General features: G+C 73.9%; 19 protein-coding genes. 15 read left to right on the top strand and 4 right to left on the bottom strand.

Annotated elements, in window-relative coordinates; genetic code table 11:
- The first annotated feature begins 121 nt into the window (after nucleotides 1-121).
- Entirely contained in the window at nucleotides 122-1,288 is a 1,167-nt protein-coding gene (locus ABZT14_RS25030) for a phosphatidylinositol-specific phospholipase C1-like protein (protein WP_356306604.1), read from the top strand.
- Between the two features lie 85 nt (nucleotides 1,289-1,373).
- On the opposite strand, the gene ABZT14_RS25025 is transcribed toward ABZT14_RS25030, so the two are convergent.
- Both ABZT14_RS25025 and ABZT14_RS25020 read right to left on the bottom strand, forming a co-directional pair.
- On the bottom strand, nucleotides 1,374-2,216 hold the full coding sequence (locus ABZT14_RS25025) for a siderophore-interacting protein (RefSeq protein WP_356306601.1): 843 nt from the start codon (nucleotides 2,214-2,216) through the stop codon (nucleotides 1,374-1,376).
- Between the two features lie 69 nt (nucleotides 2,217-2,285).
- Nucleotides 2,286-3,191, bottom strand: coding sequence for a 5'-3' exonuclease (locus ABZT14_RS25020; protein WP_356306647.1), 906 nt, complete (start codon nucleotides 3,189-3,191; stop codon nucleotides 2,286-2,288).
- Nucleotides 3,192-3,546: 355 nt separating this feature from the next.
- On the opposite strand from ABZT14_RS25020, the gene ABZT14_RS25015 reads away from it, so the two are divergent.
- Both ABZT14_RS25015 and ABZT14_RS25010 read left to right on the top strand, forming a co-directional pair.
- A complete protein-coding gene (locus ABZT14_RS25015) occupies nucleotides 3,547-5,133 on the top strand; it encodes a TROVE domain-containing protein (protein WP_356306598.1) in 1,587 nt (528 codons plus the stop codon).
- 68 nt (nucleotides 5,134-5,201) lie between these two features.
- Entirely contained in the window at nucleotides 5,202-5,969 is a 768-nt protein-coding gene (locus ABZT14_RS25010; protein ID WP_356306595.1) for a helical backbone metal receptor, read from the top strand.
- A gap of 9 nt (nucleotides 5,970-5,978) precedes the next feature.
- Here the strand turns inward: ABZT14_RS25010 and ABZT14_RS25005 are convergent, their stop codons facing one another.
- A complete protein-coding gene (locus tag ABZT14_RS25005; RefSeq protein WP_356306591.1) occupies nucleotides 5,979-7,181 on the bottom strand; it encodes an amino acid deaminase/aldolase in 1,203 nt (400 codons plus the stop codon).
- Between the two features lie 212 nt (nucleotides 7,182-7,393).
- Here ABZT14_RS25005 and ABZT14_RS25000 point away from each other — a divergent pair, with 212 nt between their 5' ends.
- From ABZT14_RS25000 to ABZT14_RS24985, 4 genes are all read left to right on the top strand, one after another.
- Nucleotides 7,394-9,190, top strand: coding sequence for a hypothetical protein (locus tag ABZT14_RS25000; RefSeq protein ID WP_356306588.1), 1,797 nt, complete (start codon nucleotides 7,394-7,396; stop codon nucleotides 9,188-9,190).
- A gap of 41 nt (nucleotides 9,191-9,231) precedes the next feature.
- On the top strand, nucleotides 9,232-10,401 hold the full coding sequence (mycP, locus tag ABZT14_RS24995; RefSeq protein ID WP_356306644.1) for a type VII secretion-associated serine protease mycosin: 1,170 nt from the start codon (nucleotides 9,232-9,234) through the stop codon (nucleotides 10,399-10,401).
- A gap of 44 nt (nucleotides 10,402-10,445) precedes the next feature.
- Nucleotides 10,446-11,183 (top strand): SseB family protein, encoded by a 738-nt coding sequence (locus tag ABZT14_RS24990; RefSeq protein ID WP_356306585.1) that lies wholly within the window; start codon nucleotides 10,446-10,448, stop codon nucleotides 11,181-11,183.
- A gap of 87 nt (nucleotides 11,184-11,270) precedes the next feature.
- Nucleotides 11,271-11,996: an MIP family channel protein gene (locus tag ABZT14_RS24985; RefSeq protein WP_356306582.1), complete on the top strand. Its 726-nt coding sequence runs from the start codon at nucleotides 11,271-11,273 to the stop codon at nucleotides 11,994-11,996.
- A gap of 31 nt (nucleotides 11,997-12,027) precedes the next feature.
- Here the strand turns inward: ABZT14_RS24985 and ABZT14_RS24980 are convergent, their stop codons facing one another.
- Complete coding sequence (locus ABZT14_RS24980; RefSeq protein WP_356306579.1) at nucleotides 12,028-12,390, bottom strand: DUF1844 domain-containing protein; 363 nt, start codon at nucleotides 12,388-12,390, stop codon at nucleotides 12,028-12,030.
- 516 nt (nucleotides 12,391-12,906) lie between these two features.
- On the opposite strand from ABZT14_RS24980, the gene ABZT14_RS24975 reads away from it, so the two are divergent.
- From ABZT14_RS24975 to pheT, 8 genes are all read left to right on the top strand, one after another.
- Complete coding sequence (locus ABZT14_RS24975; RefSeq protein WP_356306576.1) at nucleotides 12,907-13,227, top strand: HAD-IA family hydrolase; 321 nt, start codon at nucleotides 12,907-12,909, stop codon at nucleotides 13,225-13,227.
- Between the two features lie 333 nt (nucleotides 13,228-13,560).
- Nucleotides 13,561-14,238, top strand: a complete 678-nt coding sequence (gene infC / locus ABZT14_RS24970) for a translation initiation factor IF-3 (protein ID WP_356306573.1) — start codon at nucleotides 13,561-13,563, stop codon at nucleotides 14,236-14,238.
- Between the two features lie 95 nt (nucleotides 14,239-14,333).
- Nucleotides 14,334-14,528 (top strand): 50S ribosomal protein L35, encoded by a 195-nt coding sequence (rpmI, locus tag ABZT14_RS24965; protein WP_356306570.1) that lies wholly within the window; start codon nucleotides 14,334-14,336, stop codon nucleotides 14,526-14,528.
- A 92-nt stretch (nucleotides 14,529-14,620) separates the two neighbouring features.
- A complete protein-coding gene (gene rplT / locus ABZT14_RS24960; RefSeq protein WP_356306567.1) occupies nucleotides 14,621-15,004 on the top strand; it encodes a 50S ribosomal protein L20 in 384 nt (127 codons plus the stop codon).
- 215 nt (nucleotides 15,005-15,219) lie between these two features.
- Complete coding sequence (locus tag ABZT14_RS24955; protein WP_356306564.1) at nucleotides 15,220-16,068, top strand: RNA methyltransferase; 849 nt, start codon at nucleotides 15,220-15,222, stop codon at nucleotides 16,066-16,068.
- Between the two features lie 349 nt (nucleotides 16,069-16,417).
- A complete protein-coding gene (locus tag ABZT14_RS24950; RefSeq protein ID WP_356306561.1) occupies nucleotides 16,418-17,536 on the top strand; it encodes an ATP-binding protein in 1,119 nt (372 codons plus the stop codon).
- A 176-nt stretch (nucleotides 17,537-17,712) separates the two neighbouring features.
- Nucleotides 17,713-18,834 carry a phenylalanine--tRNA ligase subunit alpha gene (gene pheS, locus ABZT14_RS24945; RefSeq protein ID WP_356306558.1) on the top strand — a complete coding sequence of 374 codons (1,122 nt, stop codon included), beginning with the start codon at nucleotides 17,713-17,715 and terminating at the stop codon, nucleotides 18,832-18,834.
- Nucleotides 18,834-21,383: a phenylalanine--tRNA ligase subunit beta gene (pheT, locus tag ABZT14_RS24940; RefSeq protein WP_356306555.1), complete on the top strand. Its 2,550-nt coding sequence runs from the start codon at nucleotides 18,834-18,836 to the stop codon at nucleotides 21,381-21,383. The genes pheS and pheT overlap by 1 nt, the downstream gene beginning before the upstream one ends.
- Nucleotides 21,384-21,470: the final 87 nt, after the last annotated feature.

Genomic DNA, 21,470 nt, shown 5'->3' with positions numbered 1-21,470 from the left:
CGTTCTTGACCCCGACGGTCTCGGCGGGCATGTTCAGGCAGTCGTCAACTGCCGTGCACATGCCCGCCGACGGGCCACGGCAGGGTGCCCCTGTCCCGCTCCCGGCCGTCGGAGGTCGCCCATGCGTACCAGGTCCACTACCGCTCGGAAATGGCTGTGTACGGTGACCGCCCTGGCGGCGGCCCTCACCGTCTCCTCCGCGGCACGCCCCGCCTCGGCCGGGGAGCGTTCCGGCCAACTGCGGCTGAACCAGACCCAGTTCATGGCCACCCACAACAGCTACCACCGCGAGGTCAGCCACCCGGAACAGGGCGTACAGCGCCAGTTCGACCCCGGCGCGGCCACCGGCAACCTGGAGTACAGCCACGCCTCGCTGCCCGAGCAGTTGGCCCGTCAGAAGGCCCGTGGCATCGAGCTGGACGTCTTCCCCGACCCCCAGGGCGGCCTGTACGCCGACCCGTTGATCCGCAAGCGGGCCGGGCTGCCCCCGATGGGCGGCGCGGAGTGGAAGAAGCCCGGCTTCAAGGTGATGCACTGGGCCGACTTCGACTACCGCACCAGCTGTGTGGCCTTCCGGGACTGTCTGCGGCAGGTCAAGCGGTGGTCCGAGCGCCAGGGCGGCGGGCACACCACCGTTCCGATCCTGCTGGAGCTGAAGCGCACCGACCCCCGCCTGGAGGAGCAGGGCGGGGCGAAGAGTCCGCCCTGGGACACCGCGATGCTGGACGCCCTGGACCGGGAGATCCGCGCGGTGTTCGGTGAGCGCGGCCTGGTCACCCCGGACGACGTACGGCGGCGGGGCAAGACCCTGGAGCGTTCGGTGCTGGACCACGGCTGGCCCCGGCTGCGCGAGGCCCGGGGGCGGGTGATGTTCCTGATGGACAACGACGACCAGGAGATCCAGGACGCCTACCGCGCCGGAGGACGCGAGAGCCTCCAGGGCAGGGTGCTGTTCACCGACTCCCGTCCCGGCCGGCCGGACGCGGCGTTCGTGAAGTGGAACGACCCGACCGGCGCCAACGTGGGGGTGATCCGCGACCTGGTGCGCCGGGGCTACTTCGTCCGCACCCGGTCGGACGTCCCGGTGGACCAGGCGTCCTCCGGGGACCGGGGCATGTTGCGGGACGCGCTGCGTTCGGGCGCGCAGATGGTCAGCACCGACTATCCGAGCCCCGGTCTGGCGGCCCGGCACGGCAGTGACTACCTGGCCGAACTGCCGGGCGGGATGACCGTACGGTGCAACCCGGTCACGGCCCGGCACTGTCCGGTACGGGTGGTGGAGCGCTGACCTTCCGGGGCGCCCGCTTTCGGGGTGGTGCGCCCCCGTTCAGCGGTCGCCGGGAGCGGGCGGGCTCCCGGCGCTGACCGGGGGTTCAGTCCCGCTCCTGCTCCGCCTCCACCTGGGCGTTCCACTCCCGCTTGGAGGCCTGCCAGGTGTCCTCGTTGTGGCCCAGCCGCCAGTAGCCGGAGACCGACAGCCGCTCGCGCGGCACCTCGCGCTCCAGCCGCAGGTGGCGTCGGGCCTCCTTGACCCAGCCGGCCTCACCGTGGACGAAGGCGTGCACGGTGCCCTCGGGGAACTCCAACCCCCGCAGCCGCTCCAGGAGTTGCTCGCCCACCCGGCCCTCGCCGGTGTGCAGCCAGGTCACCTCGGTGCCGTGCGGGGCGGTGAGGGGCTGCCGTTCCTCGGGTCCGTCGACCTCGATCAGGGCGCGGACCGGGGCGGTGGCCGGAACCCGCTCCAGGGCGGTGGCGATGGCCGGCAGGGCGCTGGCGTCGCCCACCAGCAGGTGCCAGTCGGCGTCCGGGCTGGGGGCGTAGGCGCCGCCGGGGCCGAGGAAGCGCAGGGTGTCCCCGGGCTTGGCGTGCGTCGCCCAGGGGCCGGCCAGGCCCTGGTCCCCGTGGACCACGAAGTCCACGGTCATCTCACCGGACTTGGCGTCCCAGGAGCGGACCGTGTAGGTGCGGGTGACCGGCCACTGGTGGCGGGGGAACTCCTCGCGGATCCGCGCGATGTCGAAGGGTTCCGGGTAGGTCACCCCGGGGACGGGGAACAGCAGCTTGACGTAGTGGTCGGTGTACTCGCCCACCGGCAGGTCGGCCAACTGCTCGCCACCGAACACCACCCGCACCATGTGCGGGGTGAGCTGTTCGACGCGTACCACCTGGGCCTGGCGCAGTTGGGGAGCCTTGCGGGCGGGGCGTTCCGCTGTCACGTGACCTCCAGAAAGTGAAGTTAGGTAAGCCTAAGTTAGCACCCGCCCGGAGCGCTCCGGCGAAGGAGGTCAGCCCGCCAGCACCGACAGCAGCCGACGCAGCGAGCCGCCCAGCCCCCAGCGCTCCTCCAGGGCGGCCAGCTCCTCCGCGTCCCGGGGCGAGCGGGGGAGCGTCGGGTCGAAGTCGGACAGCGGTACGTCACTGGCGACCCGCACCACCCGGGGTGCCACCGCCAGGTAGTCCGCCGCCTCCAGGATGCGCCGCCGCTGGGCCGGCGTCACCTTGGAGGTGGGGTCGGCGGCGGCACGCTGGATACCCTCCAGGTCGCCGTGGGCGGCGATCAGCTTGGCGGCCGTCTTCTCCCCGATGCCCGGCACCCCCGGCAGCCCGTCACTGGGGTCGCCGCGCAGCAGCGCCAGATCCACGTAGCCGGCGCCGTCCACTCCGTACCGCTCCCGCAACTCCGCCTCGTCGAAGGTGGCGAGGGTACCCACCCCCTTCACCGGGTACAGCACCCGCACCCGCCGGGCGTCGTCGACCAGCTGGAACAGGTCACGGTCCCCGGTGACGATGTCCACCGGCCCCCGGGCCCCGGCGGTCAGGGTGCCGATCACGTCGTCCGCCTCGTAGCCCTCGGCTCCCACCCGGGCGATGCCCAGGGCGTCCAACACCGCGTCGATGACCGGCACCTGGGGGCTCAGGGTGTCGGGCACCTCCTCCTCGTCCGGCCCCGCCTCGGACTCCTCGGCGACCCGGTGCGCCTTGTAGCTGGGGATGAGGTCCACCCGCCACTGGGGGCGCCAGTCGAAGTCCATACAGGCCACCAGCTGGTCCGGCCGGTGGTCCGACACCAGCCGGGCGATGAAGTCCAGCAGCCCCCGTACGGCGTTCACCGGGGTGCCGTCGGGGGCGCGGACGGTGTCCGGCACCCCGAAGTAGGCGCGGAAGTACAGCGAGGAGGTGTCCATCAGCAACAGTCGTGGGCTCGTCATCCGCCGATGATGCCGCATCCGGCACCGGTCACGGTGCGGCACTCCCGAGCACTCCCGGGCGCGCGGGACGGCGCGGTCGCCCGGGGGCGGCCGGTAAACCGGATGCGCCCGGGCCCCCGCGACTCCTAGCCTCGAAGGGTGTGCGCGGCGGCCGTCCGGTGCGAGGACGACGGGTACTTCGGTTGATTCGGGTTCGACTCCCACACTCCGCCCCGGGCGGGGTTTCCCCGTCGTCGTCCGGGACCTCGGGTGCCGCCGCGCACACGCGTCCGGCGCCCTGACCGACCCTCGGGCCCGGGCGCCCTTTCGGATCGGGGGAAGTCTCGGGGGAGACGTGATGAGCAGGTTCAACCGTGTACGGCGGGGCAACGCGCCCGCCCCCACCCACGAGGGCGGCGCCGGCTACGCCCCGGACGAGAAGTCCGAACTGGTGCTGCTGGCCCTGGTCAACATGACCGGCGAGCACACCTTCTACGAGTCCGCCGACGACCGCGACCACCGCTACCGCGACCTGGTCCGTTCGGTCGCCGTGGCCGACCCGGAGTGGTCCGCCCGCTTCCTGGGCTGGCTGCGGGGCGAGGCCCAGATGCGTTCGGCCGCCGTGGTGGGCGCCGCCGAGGCGGTGCACGCCCGACTGGTCGCCGGCGAGCACGGCGGCAACCGCCGGCTGGTGGACGTGGTGTGCCAACGCCCCGACGAGCCGGGGGAGTTGCTGGCCTACTGGCACGCCCGGTTCGGTCGGGCCCTGCCCCAGCCGGTCAAGCGCGGCCTGGCGGACGCGGTACGCAGGCTCTACGGCGAGCGGTCCCTGCTGAAGTACGACACCTGCGCGCACGCCTTCCGGTTCGGGGACGTGCTGGAACTGGTCCACCCCGCCCCGCACCCGGACAAGCCGTGGCAGGGCGAGCTGTTCCGGCACGCCCTGGACCGGCGGCACGAGCGCCCGGACCCGCCGCCCGAGCGGCTGACCGTGCTGCGGCGCCGGGCCGAACTGGCGCGGGTGCCCCTCGCGGACCGGGCGGCGCTGCTGCGCCGGCCGGACGCCCCCGAGGTGCTGCGCCGGGCCGGGATGACCTGGGAGGCGGTGGCCGGCTGGCTCCAGGGCCCGATGGACGCCGCCGCCTGGGAGGCGGTGCTGCCCTCGATGGGGCTGATGGCGCAGCTGCGGAACCTGCGCAACCTCGACGAGGCGGGCGTCAGCGACGAGGCGGCCCAGCGGGTGGTGGACCGGCTGCGGGACCCGGAGGAGGTCCGCGCCTCCCGGCAGTTCCCGTACCGCTTCCTGTCCGCGTACCGGGCCGCGCCCTCCCTGCGGTGGGCGGACGCGCTGGAGCGGGCGATGTGGTCGGCGACCGCCAACGTGCCCCGACTCCCGGGCCGCACCCTGGTGTTGGTGGACACCTCCGGGTCCATGGGCCGTCCGCTGTCGGCCCGCTCCCGGGTGACCCATGTGGACGTGGGGGTGCTGTTCGGCGCCGCGCTGGCCCACCGGGGCGGCGAGGTGGACCTGGTGGGCTTCGCCAGCGGCCACTTCCGGCACCGGGTCACCCCCGGCGGCTCGCTGCTGCGGGACGTGGAGGCGTTCCGGGCCCGGGTGGGCGAGGTGGGCCACGGCACCGAGACGGTCTCCGCCCTGCGCGCGACCTACCGGGGCCACGACCGGGTGGTGATCCTGTCCGACATGCAGGCCTTCGCCTACCCGGGGCACGGAGGACGGGGGCTGTCGGTGTCCGAGGCGATCCCGTCCTCGGTACCGATGTTCGGTATCAACACCACGGGGTATGCGACCAGTTCCCTCGACACCGGCAGCCCTCGGCGGTACGAGATCGGTGGGTTCAGCGACAAGCTGTTCACCACGATCGGGCTGCTCTCCCGGGGACGCGGGGCCGCCTGGCCCTGGGAGAACGAGGGCGCGGCGGCCTGAACCCGGTCGCCCGGGGAAGCGGCGGTCACCGATCCCCGGGCGACCCGTTCGGCGCGTACGGTGCCGGTATGGCTGACGCTTCCGCCCCCTTCCCCCACCCGGTGCGCCGGGTGGTGTCCCTGGTGCCCTCGCTGACCGAGGCGGTGGCCGAGACCCGACGGGAGCTGCTGGTCGGGGCCACCGACTGGTGTGAGCGCCCCCGCGACCTGGACGTGACCCGGGTGCGGGGCACCAAGAACCCCGACCTGCGGGCCGTGATCGAGCTGGCCCCCGACTTGGTGCTGGCCAACGAGGAGGAGAACCGGGAACCGGACCTGGCCGCGCTGCGGGAGGCCGGGCTGAGGGTGTGGGTGACCGAAGTGCGCACCCTGCCCCAGGCGTTCGAGGCCCTGGACCTGATGCTCACCCGGGGGCTGGGCCTGGACCGACCCCGGTGGCTGGACGAGGCGGAGGCCGCCTGGCGCCGGCCCCCGGCCCTGGCGGCAGAGGTCACCGCCGTGGTGCCGATCTGGCGGCGCCCCTGGATGGTGCTGGGCCGCGACACCTTCGCCGGGGACCTGCTGCGGCGACTGGGGGTGCGCAACCGGTACGCCGACCACCCCGACCGTTACCCGCGCGTCCCGCTGGAGGAGCTGAACCGGCCGGGGTCGGCCGACCTGGTGGTGCTGCCCGACGAGCCGTACGCCTTCCACCGGGAGGACGGCCCGGAGGCGTTCCCCGGACTGCCGGCCGCCCTGGTCAGCGGGCGTCATCTCACCTGGTACGGCCCGTCGTTGGTCCGGGCGCCCCAGGCGCTGGGCGAGGCGCTGGCCGCCCCGGTGCCGGCCGGGGGCTGAGCCGGTGGGTCACAGGAAGGTCTGACCCTCGCCCCGGTAGGTGGGCACCGTGTCCACCACCTGGTCGCCGGCCACCAGATGCAACCGGTCGAACCGCTCGCACAGTTCGCCCGACTTGGCGTGCCGGAACCACACCTTGTCACCGAGCAGCAGGTCGTCGGCCGCCGTTCCGATCAGCGGTGTCTGCACCTCGCCCGGCCCCTCGTCGCGGTGGTACCGCAGTCCGGCGGGCAGCTCCGGCGTGGGCAGCCGGTCGCGGCCGGCGACCCCGGAGGCCGGGTACCCCCCGCCCAATACGGTCACCACGCCCACCCCCGGCCGGCGCACCACCGGCTGGGCGAACAGGGCGGCCGGGCGGCCGGTGAAGGAGCGGTAGTGGTCGAACAGGGTGGGGACGAACAGGCCCGACCCGGCGGCCACTTCGGTCACCGCCTCCTCCGCCACGGTGGACTCCACACTGCCGGTGCCCCCGCCGTTGACGAACTCCAGGTCCGGTTCGATGGCCCGTACCGCCTCCACGGCGGCGGCCCGGCGCACCGCCAGCTCCGCGCGGGAGGCGCTCTGCATCAGCCGTACGGCGGCCGAGCGCAGCGGCCGTCCGGGCACCCGGTCCCCGACCCCGGCGACATGGCCCTCGTAGGCCATCAGCCCGACCAGGCGGAAACCGGGCCTGCGGGTCACCGACCGCGCGGCCTCGGCGAGTTGGGCGGGGGTACGCAGGGGGGACCGCAGGGGACCGACCCGTACCCGGCCGCCCAGGGCGCGGTAGGAGGTGTCCAGTTCCAGACAGACCCGGATCCGCTCCCCGCCCCCCGCACGGGAGGTGTCGACGTGGTCCAGGTGCGCGGTGGAGTCCACCAACACCGTGATGGCCGAGGCCAGTCGAGGGTCCGAGGCTAGTTCGGCGAGGGCGGCCCGGTCCGTCGAGGGGTAGGCCACCAGGACGTCCCGTACTCCGTGCCGGACCAGCCAGATCGCCTCGGGCAGGGTGTAGCTCATCACCCCCCGGAAGCCGTCCCGTTCCAGGGCGCGCTCCAGCAGGGCACGACAGCGCACGGACTTGCTGGCGACCCGTATCGGCTTGCCGGCGGCCCGGCGCTCCAGGCTCTCGGCGTTGGCGTCGAAGGCGTCCAGGTCGACGATGGCGAGCGGGGCGTCCAGCGCCTTGGTCGCCTGGTCGTAGCGCCGTCGGTCGGCACTCGTGTCACGCATTCCGGCAGCCTTTCACGACCGTACGGGCCGTGGTAACCCCTTCCCGTACGGGCGCCTCCGGTCGGTGACGGTCGATGGGTTGCCCAGCCAACCGTCACTGGTCGTAGAGTGACGCGCACACCATGACCTGCCCCCGGGTGGATGGTGACCGACCAACTCGCCCGCCCCACCGACCGGTAGAGGGGCGGCGGTGTCGCGCGGAAGGGACGTAGTTGAGCACCGACGCCGAGCGCTCGTCCAGCAACCGGCCCTCCGACACCTCCGGCCAACCCCCCAGAGCGCCCTTCGGCGGACGGATGACCGACAGCGGCGGACGACGCCCGGACGAGGACGAGGACAGCCGCCCCGGTACGCCCACCCCACGGACCCGCAGGTCCGGCCGGCCACCGTTGTCCTCGCTGCTGCGCCCCCAGGACGACACCGAGGGGTCGGCGCGTCCGGCACGGCCAGCCCCCGAGGACCGGCGTCCCCCGCCCCCGCCGTCGAGGGTGCCCCACCAGCCGCCGCCTCCCACCGGGCGGCCCCTGTCCGCCCGGCCGGCCCGCCCCAAGTCCCCCTCGTCCGGGGGGACTTCGCAGCCCGGGACACCCCGCCCGGACCGTGGTACGGAGCCCCCCGAGGGGCGCCCCACCGGGGAGACCGCCCGCCCGGCCGGTTCCGCCGGGGCACCTGGCACCCCCCGACCCCGGCGCGAGGCCGGCCCGCCGCCCCCCGAGGGGCCACCGGTGGGCGGCCCCCGGGTGCGCCGGGCGGAGGAGATACCCCGGGCCGCCCGCCCGGCACCCACCCGGCGGCCACCCGAGGCCGGCCGGCCCTCCTCCACCGGCCTCCGGGACACCGGACGCCCCGCCCCCTCCGCGCCCCGTTCCGGGGTACCGTCCCCGCCCGCGCCACCCCAGGCCCCGCCCCCCACCGGCCGGCCCCTGTCCGGGCGTTCCGGTACGACGGCTGCGACGTCCCCACCGACGGCGCCCCCCTCGCGTACCCCGCCACCCCGCCCGGCGACGGCACCCACCCCGGTGGGCGGAGCGCCGCGGTCACCCCGGACGGAGGGCCGGACCGCTTCCCCGGACGCGGGGGCCGCCGTCCCGGGCGCGCGTACCCGACAGGACGAGCCGGCCGCCCGGACCGCGCCCACGCCGGTACGCCCCGACCACCCGCCCCGCCCCGGTGTCCCCCCGCTACCGCCGCGCCCACCTTCCGGCGACCGCGACCGGCGCCGTGACCTGGGCGGGCTGCTGTCCGGGCTGCGCCGCACACCTCCGCGCACCGTCGCGGCGGGCGTCTGTTTCGTACTGGGCGTCGGCCTGCTCGGCGGTTCCCTGGCCGGACGGCTGCTCAGCGGCGACGACGGCGACCCCAAGCCCGCCGACACCTACGAGCGGGCCCGCGACCTGTGGCGTGAGACCCCGGTGGACCAGCTGTTCCCCCAACGGTCCCGGGGCCCCAACGCCGGCCCCGGAGGCGCCGAACGGCGGTGGACCAGGGTGGCCGTCGCCCCCGACGGCGGCTGTGCCCGCGCCCTGGACCCCGGGCTCGCCAAGGCACTGTCGTCGGCCGGCTGCCACCGGCTGGTACGGGCCACCTACGTCGACGAGACCAGCAGCAGCGTCACCACGGTGGGGCTGCTGTTCACCGACGCCGACCGGAAGGGGATGGCCCGGCTGCGCGCCCGGTTCGCCCAGGGCAACCTCTCCGAACGCACCGACCTGATGCCCCGCCCGTACGCCGCCCGGGGCACCCCCGCCGCCGACTTCGGCGACGCCCAGCGGGCCAGCTGGTCGGTGCGGGTGCTGGTCGACCAGCCGGTGGTGGTCTACACCGTGACCGGCTTCGCCGACGGCCGGGTGGTCAGCGCCCCCCAGTCGGCCGAGGAGGCCACCGGGGACAAGGCGGTCACCGCCCCGGCCCAGGCCGGGCTGGGCCACGACGCCCAGGGGCTGGCCGACCTCGCGGAGCGGCGGTTGGAGAGCGCGGCCAAGGAGCACCGGGCGGGGGAGGGCGAGTGAGCCACACCGGTCGACGTCTGTGGGGGGTGGCCCTGGCCGCCGTGCTGACCCTGCTGGTCCTGCCCGGCGGCGCCCACGCCGCCCCCACGGACGCGGTACGTGACCAGCAGTGGGCGTTGCGGATGCTCAACGCCACCGAGGCCTGGCGGACGACCAAGGGCAAGGGGATCACCGTCGCCGTACTGGACACCGGGGTGGACGGCGACCACCCCGACCTGCGGGGTTCGGTACTCAAGGGACGGGACCTGGTCGGGCTCGGGGCCCAGCGCGGCTCGGATTCCTGGGCCCGGCACGGCACGGCCATGGCCGGCACCATCGCCGGTCACGGCCACGGGAAGGGCCGCAAGGAGGGCCTGTTGGGCATCGCGCCCCAGGCCCGGGTGCTGCCGGTGCGGGTGCTGCTGGAGGACGACGACCCCTCCCGGCCCCAGGCTCGCCGCAAGCACCGCAACACCGTTGCCGAGGGCATCCGTTGGGCCGCCGACCACGGCGCCGACGTCATCAACCTCTCGCTGGGGGACGACAGCGGCGGAGCCCGTCCGGCGCCGGCCGAGGACGCCGCCGTACGGTACGCGCTCGGCAAGGGCGTCTCGGTGGTGGCCTCCGCCGGCAACGGCGGCAACAAGGGCGACCACACCTCCTACCCGGCCGCCTACCCCGGGGTGATCGCGGTGGCCGCCGTGGACCGCCGGAGCGCCCGCGCCTCGTTCTCCACCCGCCGCTGGTACACCACCGTCAGCGCGCCCGGCAAGGACGTCGCCATCCCCCGCGCCGGAGGCGGCTACTTCGAGGGCTGGGGCACCAGTCTGGCCGCCGCCTACACCTCCGGGGTGGTCGCCCTGGTCCGCGCCGCCCATCCCGACCTCAGCCCGGCGCAGGTCAAGAAGCTGCTGGCGGACACCGCGCGCCGTACCCCGGCCGGGGGCCGCAGCGACTCCCTGGGCACCGGCGTCGTGGACCCCTCGGCCGCCATCGAGCTGGGCTCCCAGGTCAAACCCCAGCCGCAGAAGCCCAGTTCACCCCGGTACGAGAAGGAGCACTTCGGCCCGGGGCCCCGCCGCGACGAGTCCTTCTGGCCGGCGGTGTGGACCGGAGCCCTCGGCGTCGCCCTGATCGTCGGGGCGGTGGCGCTGCACCGGGGGGTCGGCAACCTGCCCGGCCTGCGCACCCGGCTGCCCCGTACCGTCCCGGTCCGCGAGACCCGTTGGTGAGGGCGCGGCGGGAGGCCGTGCCCGAGGGCACTACGCTTCCCGACGTGTCCGCCAAGAACATCCCCGACCCCGGGTTCCCCACCGACGACGGCTCAGCCGACCCGGCCCTCGCGGAGGCGCTGGACCGCTGGGCCCGGGACCCCTCCACCGAGCCGGCGTTGCTGGACGCGCTGGCCACCGCCCGGCTCCTGGTGCCGGTGGTGGCCGTGCTGGGCGAGGTCGAGGAAGGGCCGGACGGGCTGCGCCGGGAGAAGACCAGCGACATGGCGGTACCCACCCTCACCGCCCCCGGTGGCCGCCGGGCCCTCCCGGCGTTCACCAGCGTGCGGGCCCTCGCGGACTGGCGCGCGGACGCCCGCCCGGTCGCCGTACCGGTGGAGCGCGCGCTCCAGGCGCTCACCCAGGAGAACGCCGACACCCTGGTGCTGGACCTGGCCGGCCCGGTCACCTACCAGCTCGCCGGCCCCGCGCTACGGTCCCTGGCCCAGCGGCTCACCGGCCAGCGGTCCGGCGAGGACCCCGAGGTCCACCGGGAGCTGCGCCAGGTGCTGGCCGCCCAGCCCGAGGTACGCGGTGCCCACCTCGCCCCCGGCGGTGAGCGCTCCGATGGCACCCTCGCACTGGCCCTGAGCCCCGGGGCGGACGCCGCCCGGGTCGCCCGCGAGGTGGCCGCCGCCCTGGCGGAACGGCCGGCGCTGCGGTCCCGGCTGGTGTGGGGCCTGGACCTGGCCGTGCTGCCGGCCGACAGTTCCCTGCCGGCGGGTGCCCTGTACCGGGCGTGAACCCACCCGGCTGGCGGCCTCGGCGTGCGGGGTCCGTCCGGTCCTCCGACACTCGGTGCAGACGGCACCCAGGGTCAGGAGGGCTCCATGTGGACGGAGACGAAACCGCAGCTGTTCGTCTCGGAGTTTGTGGGCACCTTGCTGCTGGTGTTCTTCGGCGTGGGCGCCGCGGTACTGGCCAGCGAGTACATCGGAACCCTCGGCATCGCGCTGGCCTTCGGGCTCACCCTGATCGGGCTGGCCTACGCCCTCGGCCCGGTCTCCGGCTGTCACGTCAACCCGGCCGTGACCCTGGGGATGTACACCGCCAAGCGCATCGATTTGCGCACCGCGACCGCCTACTGGATCGCCCAGGTCGTGGGCGCGGTACTGGGCTCGGCACTGCTGTTCCTGGTGGCCAAGCAGGTCCCCGGCCTGAAGACGAGTGAGAGCTTCGGCAGCAACGGCTTCACCGACCGTTCGGCGGTGCAGATCAACATCGGCGGCGCGTTCGTCGCCGAGGTGATCCTCACCTTCTTCCTGGTCTTCGTGGTGCTCGCGGTCACCCACCGGGTGGCGGTACGGGGCTTCGACGGGCTGCCCATCGGCATGACCCTGGCCGCCGTCCACCTGGTCGGCATCCCGCTGACCGGCACCTCGGTGAACCCGGCGCGAAGCCTGGGCCCCGCCCTGTTCGCCGGCGGGGCGGCCCTGACCCAGCTGTGGCTGTTCATCCTGGCCCCGCTGATCGGCGGGGTACTGGCCGCCCTGGCCCACGGCTTCACCCACTCCGACGTCGACCCGGACCGGCTCGACGAGCCGGGGGAGGCGTGAGGGTCCGGTTCGGAGGCTGGGGCCCGGCCCCTCAGCCGTAGACCGGGCCGGTGTACTTCTCGCCCGGCCCCTGCCCCGGCTCGTCCGGCACCACCGAGGCCTCGCGGAAGGCCAGTTGGAGCGACTTCAGCCCGTCCCTCAGCGGGGCGGCGTGGTACGAGCCGATCTCGGTGGCGCTGGCCGTCACCAGCCCGGCCAGCGCGGTGATCAGCTTCCGCGCCTCGTCCAGGTCCTTGTGCTGCTCGCCCTCCTCGGCCAGCCCGAGGTTCACGGCGGCCGAACTCATCAGGTGGACCGCGACCGTGGTGATCACCTCGACCGCCGGCACATCCGCGATGTCACGGGTCATGGCGTCGAAGCCGGGGTTCTGGGGGGCCGGGGAGCCGTCGGTCATCAGGCGGGGTCACTTCCGGTACGGGGACTTGCGGGGACGTACGGGGTCTCGGTGCCGTGTCGTCGGCGGGGCCCAGCCTAACCACGGCGCCCCACGGTGCGACGCCCGCGTCCGTGCCACCCGACCGGAACGCCCACCGCCGGTCCCGGTCGGGAACGCTCGCCCTTGCCCCTGGGGGAGGGGCGACGGTGTCCGCGTCCACCACACGAGCGGGCCGTGCGTCGCACTGGCCCTACCGGACCGGGGAGGGGCTGCCGCCGGGCGCTCGTTCACGGTGCCCGGCGAACGAGCGGCTGGACGAGGTGTGGTGTGCCGGAGGGGTCGGGGACCTCGGCGCACCTGAGGTGCACCGGGAGGTGGCGGCACGCCTGGGACTGGGCGCACGCCAGGGCGAGGCACTCCTGGCGGACATGGTGGACATGGCGGACCTGTGGACGGAGTACCTGGGGACCCCCAACCGGGAGCTGAGAGCCTCTGTACGGGAGCTGCGGGGAAGCTGCGGGCTGGGGATTGGGGATGCTGAGCAACAGCTTCGTGGGAGCGCGGGAACGCGAGACGGCGCGGTACCACTTCGACGAACTGGTCGACGTGATCGTCTACGCGCGCGAGACCGGTATCGGCAAGCCCGACCCGCGTGCCCACGCGGCCGTGTGCGCCCGCCTCGGCGTCCGGCCGGAGGACCGCCTGTTGGTCGACGACCTCGCGGTCACCGTCCGGGCGGCCCGGGCGGTCGGCATGGCGGGCCACATGTTCGAGGACGACGCGGGCACGATCGCGCGGATGTGGGCCCACGACGTGGAGACCGGTCGGCCCGCCGAAAACGGTCCGCCCTTCTGACGCCGGGCGCCGCCCCGTGCCGAGCGTGTACGGGGAACGTACGGGTGGCCCGCGTACCGCCCGTACGTCCCCCGCTGCCGGAGGGCTCCGTCACAGGTCATGGGCGCATACGGTTGGGGCCGGACGGGCAACCCCTGGTATGCTCGAAAATCGACCGGCCGGGGACCCGTGTCCACCGGCCCGCAAGTGGAGGCTCCGCACTCCCACCTGTCGGCCCTTCGGGCCGAGGGTCACCAAGGTCAGGCTGCGCCCCGCGGTGTATCGCGGCGGTGTTCCCGGTCTTCCAGGAGCCCCGCCTGTGTCCCGTTCGGGGCGTTTTGTGCGTCTCGCGCGGTGGTCACCGAATTCCAGCTAGATCACGCGGCTGTCCGCCAGACGGTCGCGCGGTGCACCCGAGGAGGCCCCATCAGCGCCGAGCCCCGCATCAACGACCGGATTCGCGTCCCCGAGGTGCGACTCGTCGGTCCCAGTGGCGAGCAGGTCGGCATCGTGCCGCTTGCCAAGGCCCTGGAGCTTGCGCAGGAGTACGACCTCGACCTGGTCGAGGTGGCGGCGAACGCCCGTCCGCCGGTCTGCAAGCTCATGGACTACGGGAAGTTCAAGTACGAGTCGGCCATGAAGGCCCGTGAGGCGCGCAAGAACCAGGCGCACACGGTCATCAAGGAGATGAAGCTCCGGCCGAAGATCGACCCGCACGACTACGACACCAAGAAGGGTCATGTCGTCCGGTTCCTCAAGCAGGGCGACAAGGTCAAGATCACGATCATGTTCCGTGGTCGTGAGCAGTCCCGCCCGGAGCTCGGCTTCCGGCTGCTGCAGCGGCTTGCCGAGGACGTACAGGACCTGGGCTTCGTGGAGTCCAACCCGAAGCAGGACGGCCGGAACATGATCATGGTTCTGGGCCCGCACAAGAAGAAGACCGAGGCGATGGCCGAGGCCCGTGAGGCCCAGGCCGCCCGCAAGGCCGGCCGGCAGCCCGGCAGCTCCGCCGAGGAGCCAGCCGACGCCTGAGTCGCCTCCGGGACCGCCAACCGAACACCTGACGCTTCCGCCCAGGGCGCCCAGCGCCCTGGGGGAGCGCCATCCGACGAGGAGAGTACGGCGCTATGCCGAAGAACAAGACGCACAGTGGTGCCAAGAAGCGCTTCCGCGTGACCGGATCCGGGAAGGTGCTGCGCCAGCGTGCCGGCCGCCGCCACTACCTGGAGCACAAGCCGTCCACGCTGACCCGGCGCCTCGCCGGCACCACCGAGCTCGCCCCGGCGGACGCCAAGCGAGTCAAGAAGATGCTCGGGCGTTGAGCCCTCGCCCCCTCGTGGGGCAGTCGTCGGACCCAGACCATCGAAGGTGGGCCGTGTGAGCACTTCCACGGCCCCTGTTGAGGAGTACATCAGTGGCACGCGTCAAGCGGGCAGTCAACGCCCACAAGAAGCGCCGGGCGATTCTTGAGCAGGCCAAGGGTTACCGCGGTCAGCGGTCCCGTCTGTACCGCAAGGCGAAGGAGCAGGTCACTCACTCCTTCGTCTACAACTACAACGACCGCAAGAAGCGCAAGGGCGACTTCCGGCAGCTGTGGATCCAGCGGATCAACGCCGCCGCCCGCGCCAACGGCATCACCTACAACCGGTTCATCCAGGGCCTGAAGGCCGCCAACGTCGAGGTGGACCGCAAGATGCTGGCCGAGTTGGCCGTCAACGACCAGAACGCCTTCGCGGCGCTGGTCGAGGTCGCGCAGAAGGCCCTCCCCGAGGACGTCAACGCGCCCAAGGCCGCCTGACGCGGCTGACGTGCGAGCGGGCGGACCCGCAGGCCCTGGGCCTGCGGGTCCGGTGTTTTTCCGCCGGTTCCCCTGCCTGGACCGCTGCCCCGCCCCGGAGGCACGGCACCGCGTCCAGAACGTGGGCCGCCCGGCCCTCCGCCCCGTACCCGTACCGTTCCCCCTTCCGTACGCGCTCCCGGGCGCCGTGACGACGAAGTGAGCAACGCCAACCCATGGCCGCCGTACCCGAGTTGATCTCCCCACGCTCCGCCCGTGTCAGCGCGGCCCGACGTCTGGCCAAGCGCTCCTTCCGCCACAAGGAGCGCCGTTTCCTCGCCGAGGGGCCGCAGGCGGTACGGGAGGCCACCGCCCCCGACGGCGCCGCGCCCCTGCGGGAACTGTTCGCCACCCTCCCGGCGGCCGAGCGGTACCCGGAGATCGTCGAGCGGGCCCGTGCCGGGGGAGCGAGGCTGCACCTGGCCTCCGAGGAGACGCTCGCGGACATCGCGCAGACCGTCACCCCCCAGGGTCTGGTCGGCGTCTGCGACTTCCTGGACCAGCCGCTGGACCGGGTGCTGGCCGCCGGCCCCCGGCTGGTGGCCGTTCTCGCCCATGTACGGGACCCGGGCAACGCCGGCACCGTACTGCGCTGCGCGGACGCGGCCGGGGCGGACGCGGTGGTGGTCACCGACGCCTCGGTGGACCTGTACAACCCCAAGTCGGTGCGGGCGTCGGTGGGTTCGCTGTTCCACCTGCCGGTGGTGGTGGGCGTACCGGTGGCCGAGGCCATGGCGGCCCTGTCGGCCGCCGGTACCCGGGTGCTGGCCGCCGACGGCGCGGGGGAGCGGGACCTCGACGAGGAGCTGGACGACGGCGCCATGGGGCGACCCACCGCCTGGGTGTTCGGCAACGAGGCGTGGGGGCTGCCCGAGGAGACCCGCGTACTGGCGGACGCGGTGGTACGGGTGCCCCTGCACGGTCGGGCCGAGTCCCTGAACCTGGCGACCGCGGCGGCCGTCTGCCTCTACGCCTCCGCCCGGGCCCAGCGCGCCCCCGGAGGATGCCGCCGCGAAGGACGGTGAACGGCCCCGGCGGTCACCGGCAGGGCCTGTGCCGGGCGGGACTCCCGGTGATCGGGGCACCGCCCGGGATGTCACCCGGGCTGCCGCCGCGCCCCGGGGCGCGGCGTGCGGATCACCGCGAGGCCGGCGTGCGGTGTCGGCGCGCGCGCCGTACCTTGTCGCGCTGTCGCTGGAGGCCGCTGTGGGGCGCCGGAGGCGCTGTCGCAGGCGGGCCACGTCGGCCCTCGCCTCCGCCTCGCGCCCTCCCACGCCCACGACACCGGGACGTGCTCGGCCGTCTCCCAAGATCCCGACACCACACCCTAGTAGGGTGGCCGCTGCCCGCCGGGGCCCAGGAGGAGTGACCGTGATGGACGGGGCGACCGAATCCGCGCAGGACGTGGCCACCACGCACGGGGGCGAACCCACGGGGGGCGACTGGGACCCCGAGGAGTTACCGGACGGGCTGGTGGTGGCCGACCGGTCCGGTCAGGTGGTCCGCTTCAACGCGGTCGCCGCCCGGCTGACCGGCCGCGACCCCGCCGAGGCGCTGGGCCAGCCGCTGGAGCGGGCGTTGCCGCTGGAGGACCCCGAGGGGCGCCGCTGGTGGCAACTGGTGGACCCCTACGGGGGGTTGGCCATCCGGCGTGGCCACCCGGAACGGAACCTGCTGCTGCCCGAGGGGCCGGAGGTGCTGGTGGCCGCCCGGTACGTGCGCGACCACCCGACCGGGCCGGTACGCGGGGTGGTCGTGACCCTGCGGAGTACCGAGGCCCGGCGCCGTTCCGAGCGGGGCAACTCCGAGCTGATCGCCACCGTCGCACACGAGTTGCGGTCCCCGCTGGCCTCCGTGAAGGGCTTCACCGCCACCCTGCTGTCGAAGTGGCACCGCTTCGACGACGAGCAGAAGCGGATGATGCTGGAGACGGTCAACGCCGACGCCAACCGGGTCACCCGGCTGATCGCCGAGCTGCTGGACATCTCCCGCATCGACACCGGACGGCTGGAGCTGAGGCGCCAGCGGGTGGACCTGGCGACGATCGTGCGGCGGCAGGTCCAGGCCCAGATCGCGGCCGGTCAGGACGAGTCCCGGTTCGTGGTGCGCGTCGAGGACGGACTGCCCGAACAGTGGGGCGACCCCGACAAGTTGGACCAGGTGCTGGCCAACCTGCTGGAAAACGCGGTGCGCCACGGCGCCGGAACCGTCACCATCGAGGTGGCACCCACCCACCTGCCGCAACGTGACGGCGAACGAGGAACGGCGGTCACCGTGAGCGACGAAGGCCCCGGCATCCCCCCGGAGTCGACGAGCCGCGTCTTCGCCCGCTTCTGGCGGGGCGACCCGCGCGGGGGCACCGGGCTGGGCCTCTACATCGTGAAGGGGATAGTCGAGGCGCACGGCGGGGTCATCACCGTCGACCGGGCCGACCGGGGCGGTGCCGCGTTTCGATTTATGGTGCCCGTGGGCACCCCGGCGTTCTGGAACTGAGGACACCGCCCGTTCCGCGTGCGGTCCGCGCGACCGCCCCGGCCGGGACGCCGAGCCCACGGGCCTCACCGGTCAGCACCGCGCGCCCGCCCCCGTAGACTCGGCCCCCGGCACCCGTGGGCGTCATCGCCTCGGGGGCAGGGCGCACCGCCAGCCAATCGGAAGCACGGGAAGAGATGTCGGCACCCAACAAGTCGTACGACCCGGTCGAGGTCGAGGCACTGAAACCGGAACAGATCGCCAAGGCGAAGGACGAGGCCCTCGCCGCCATCGCCCAGGCCGGCGACCTGGAGCAACTCCGCGAGGTCAAGATCGCCCACGGTGGTGACCGTTCCCCGCTGGCGTTGGCCAACCGCGAGATCGGCGCCCTGCCGCCGCACGCCAAGGCCGAGGCCGGCAAGCGGGTGGGCCAGGCGCGCGGCGAGGTCGGCCGGGCGCTCAAGGTCCGCCAGGAGGAGCTGGAGGCGGAGCGGGACGAGAGGGTCCTGGTCGAGGAGGCGGTGGACGTCACACTGCCCTACGACCGTGTGCCCTCCGGCGCCCGCCACCCGCTGACCACGTTGTCCGAGCGCATCGAGGACGTCTTCGTGGCCATGGGGTACGAGGTCGCCGAGGGGCCCGAGGTGGAGGCGGAGTGGTTCAACTTCGACGCCCTCAACTTCACCCCCGACCACCCCGCCCGGCTCACCCAGGACACCTTCTTCGTCCAGGGCCCGGACGGTGAGCGGGACTCCGGCGTGGTGCTGCGTACCCACACCTCGCCGGTCCAGGTCCGCACCCTGCTGGACCGCGAGCCGCCGGTGTACGTGATCTGCCCGGGGCGGGTCTTCCGCACCGACGAGCTGGACGCCACCCACACCCCGGTGTTCTCCCAGGTCGAGCTGTTGGCCGTGGACGAGGGCCTGACCATGGCGGACCTCAAGGGCACCCTGGACCACATGGTGCGGGAGCTGTTCGGGGAGGGCGTGACCACACGGCTGCGCCCGCACTTCTTCCCGTTCACCGAGCCGTCCGCCGAGATGGACATGGTCTGCTACGTGTGCCGTGGCGCCTCGGTCGGCGACCCGGACAACCCCTGCCGGACCTGCTCCAGCGAGGGATGGATCGAGCTGGGCGGCTGCGGGATGGTCAACCCCCGGGTGCTGACCGCCTGCGGCGTGGACCCGACGAGGTACAGCGGCTTCGCGTTCGGCTTCGGCATCGAGCGGATGCTGATGTTCCGCCACCACGTCGAGGACATGCGAGACATGATCGAAGGTGACGTCCGGTTCACCCGGCCGTTCGGGATGGAGATCTGATGCGGGCCCCGCTTTCCTGGCTGCGGGAGTACGTCGACCTGCCGGCCGGCGAGACCGGCCGTGACGTCGCGGCGAAGCTGATCGCCGCCGGCCTGGAGGTCGAGACCGTCGACCAACAGGGCGCCGGGCTCAAGGGCCCGCTGGTCGTCGGCAAGGTGCTGGCCATCGAGGAGCTGACCGAGTTCAAGAAGCCCATCCGCTACTGCCAGGTGGACGTGGGCCAGGCCAACGGCACCGGCGCGCCGCAGAACGTCATCTGCGGCGCCACCAACTTCTCGGTGGGCGACCGGGTCGTGGTGGTGCTCCCCGGCGCCGTACTGCCCGGCGACTTCAAGATCACCGCCCGTAAGACCTACGGCCGGGTCTCGGAGGGCATGATCTGCTCCGGCAGCGAGCTGGGCATGGAGGAGGACTCCCCGGGCATCCTGGTCCTCCCCCCGCAGTACGAGCCCGGCACCGACGCCGTCGAACTGCTGGAACTGGTCGACGACGTCCTGGACATCGACGTCACCCCCGACCGGGGCTACTGCATGTCCCTGCGCGGCCTCGCCCGGGAGACGGCCACCGCCTACGGGTTGCCCCTGCGGGACCCGGCACTGCTGGACGTACCGGCGCCCAACGAGCACGGCTACCCGGTACGGATCGCCGAGGACGCCCTCGGCCGCGAGTCCGGCACCGCCGGCTGCGAGCTGTTCACCGCCCGTACGGTCACCGGGCTGCTCCCCGAGACGCCCTCCCCGCTGTGGCTGCAACGGCGGCTCCAGAAGGCCGGGATGCGGCCGGTGTCCCTGGCCGTGGACGTCACCAACTACGTGATGCTGGAGCTGGGTCAGCCCCTCCACGCCTACGACCGCGCCCGGTTGAACGGCACCCTGGGCGTCCGCCGGGCCGAGCCCGGGGAGAAGCTCACCACCCTCGACGGCGTCCAGCGCACGCTGGACCCGGAGGACCTGCTGATCGTCGACGACAGCGGCCCCATCGGCCTGGCCGGCGTGATGGGCGGCGCCACCACCGAGGTCGCCGAGGCCCGGCCCCACCCCGAGACGGGGGAGCCGGAGGGCACCCGGGAGATCGTCATCGAGGCGGCCTACTTCGACCCGGTGACCATCGGCCGGGGCGCCCGCCGCCACCGGCTGATCTCGGAGGCCTCCCGCCGCTTCGAGCGGGGCGTCGACCCCCAGGCCACCGCAGCCGCCGCGCAGCGTGCCGTGGACCTGCTGGTCCTGCTCGCGGGCGGTACCGCCGAAGCCGGGTTCACCCAGGTCGGCGAGGTGCCCGCCCGGCACACCATGACCCTGGAGGCCGGCCACCCGGACCGGGTGGCCGGTGTGCACTACGGCCGTGAGGCGGTGGTGCGCAGGCTCCAGGAGGTGGGCTGCGACGTGGCCGGGACCGACGAACTGACGGTCACCGTCCCCTCCTGGCGGCCGGACCTGCGCGACATCAACGACCTGGCCGAGGAGGTCATCCGGCTGGAGGGGTACGAGAACCTCCCCTCCACCCTGCCCAAGCCGCCCTCCGGCCGGGGGCTGACCGCACGGCAGCGGCTGCACCGCAGGGTGGGCCGGGCGCTGGCCGGAGCCGGCTACGTGGAGGCCCTCAGCTACCCGTTCCAGGGCGAGGCCGTGCTGGACCAGCTGGGACTGGACGCGGACGACCCCCGGCGCACCGCCGTACGCCTGGTCAACCCGCTGTCCGACGAGGAGCCCTGGATGCGCACCTCGTTGCTGCCGGGGCTGCTGGCCACCCTGCGGCGCAACGACGGCCGGGGCAGTCACGACCTGGCGCTGTTCGAGACCGGACTGGTCTTCCTGCCCACCGGTCGGGAGGGCTCCCCGGGTACTCCCTCGGTGGCCGGCCGTCCCGGCACGCACGAGGTGGACCTGCTGGACGCCGCGTTGCCCGAGCAGCCCCGCCACGTCGCGGTCGCGCTCTCCGGGCAGCGGGAGCGGTCCGGCTGGTGGGGTGCCGGACGCCCGAGTACCTGGGCGGACGCGGTGGAGGCGGCCCGGGCGCTGGCCCGGGAGGCCCAGGCTGAGCTGGAGGTCGAGGCCGCCCAGCACGCCCCCTGGCACCCCGGCCGTTGCGCCGCCCTGCGGGTGCGCCTGGCCGACGGTCCACGGGTGATCGGGTACGCCGGCGAGCTGCACCCCCGGGCGGTCAAGGCCTTGGGCCTGCCGGCCCGCACCTGTGCCATGGAACTGGACCTGGACGCCCTGGAGCGTGCCGGCGGCCAGCAGCTCCAGGCCCCCTCGGTGTCCACCTTCCCGGTGGCCACCCAGGACGTGGCACTGGTGGTGGACGCGGCCGTACCGGCGGCCCGGGTGGAGGCGTCGCTGCGCGAGGGCGCGGGCGAACTCCTGGAGTCCCTGCGGCTGTTCGACCAGTTCGAGGGTGAGCAGTTGGGAGAGGGGCGCAAGTCCCTGGCCTACGCCCTGCGCTTCCGTGCCCCGGACCGTACGCTCACCGCCGAGGAGGTCTCGGCCGCCCGGGAGGCGGCGGTCGCGGTCGCCGTGGAGCGGCACGGCGCCACCCTGCGCGGAGCCTGAGTTACGGGGTCGGGGGGGGGGGCGCCCCCCCCCCCCCCCCCGGGGGGGTTAGGTTTATAAGACCCATTAACTAAAGAAACAGAGTGT

Source organism: Streptomyces sp. NPDC005438 (assembly GCF_040606315.1).
GTDB lineage: Bacteria > Actinomycetota > Actinomycetes > Streptomycetales > Streptomycetaceae > Streptomyces.
The sequence above is the reverse complement of the archived record's forward strand: the minus strand, read 5'-3'. Positions and strand labels throughout refer to the sequence as shown.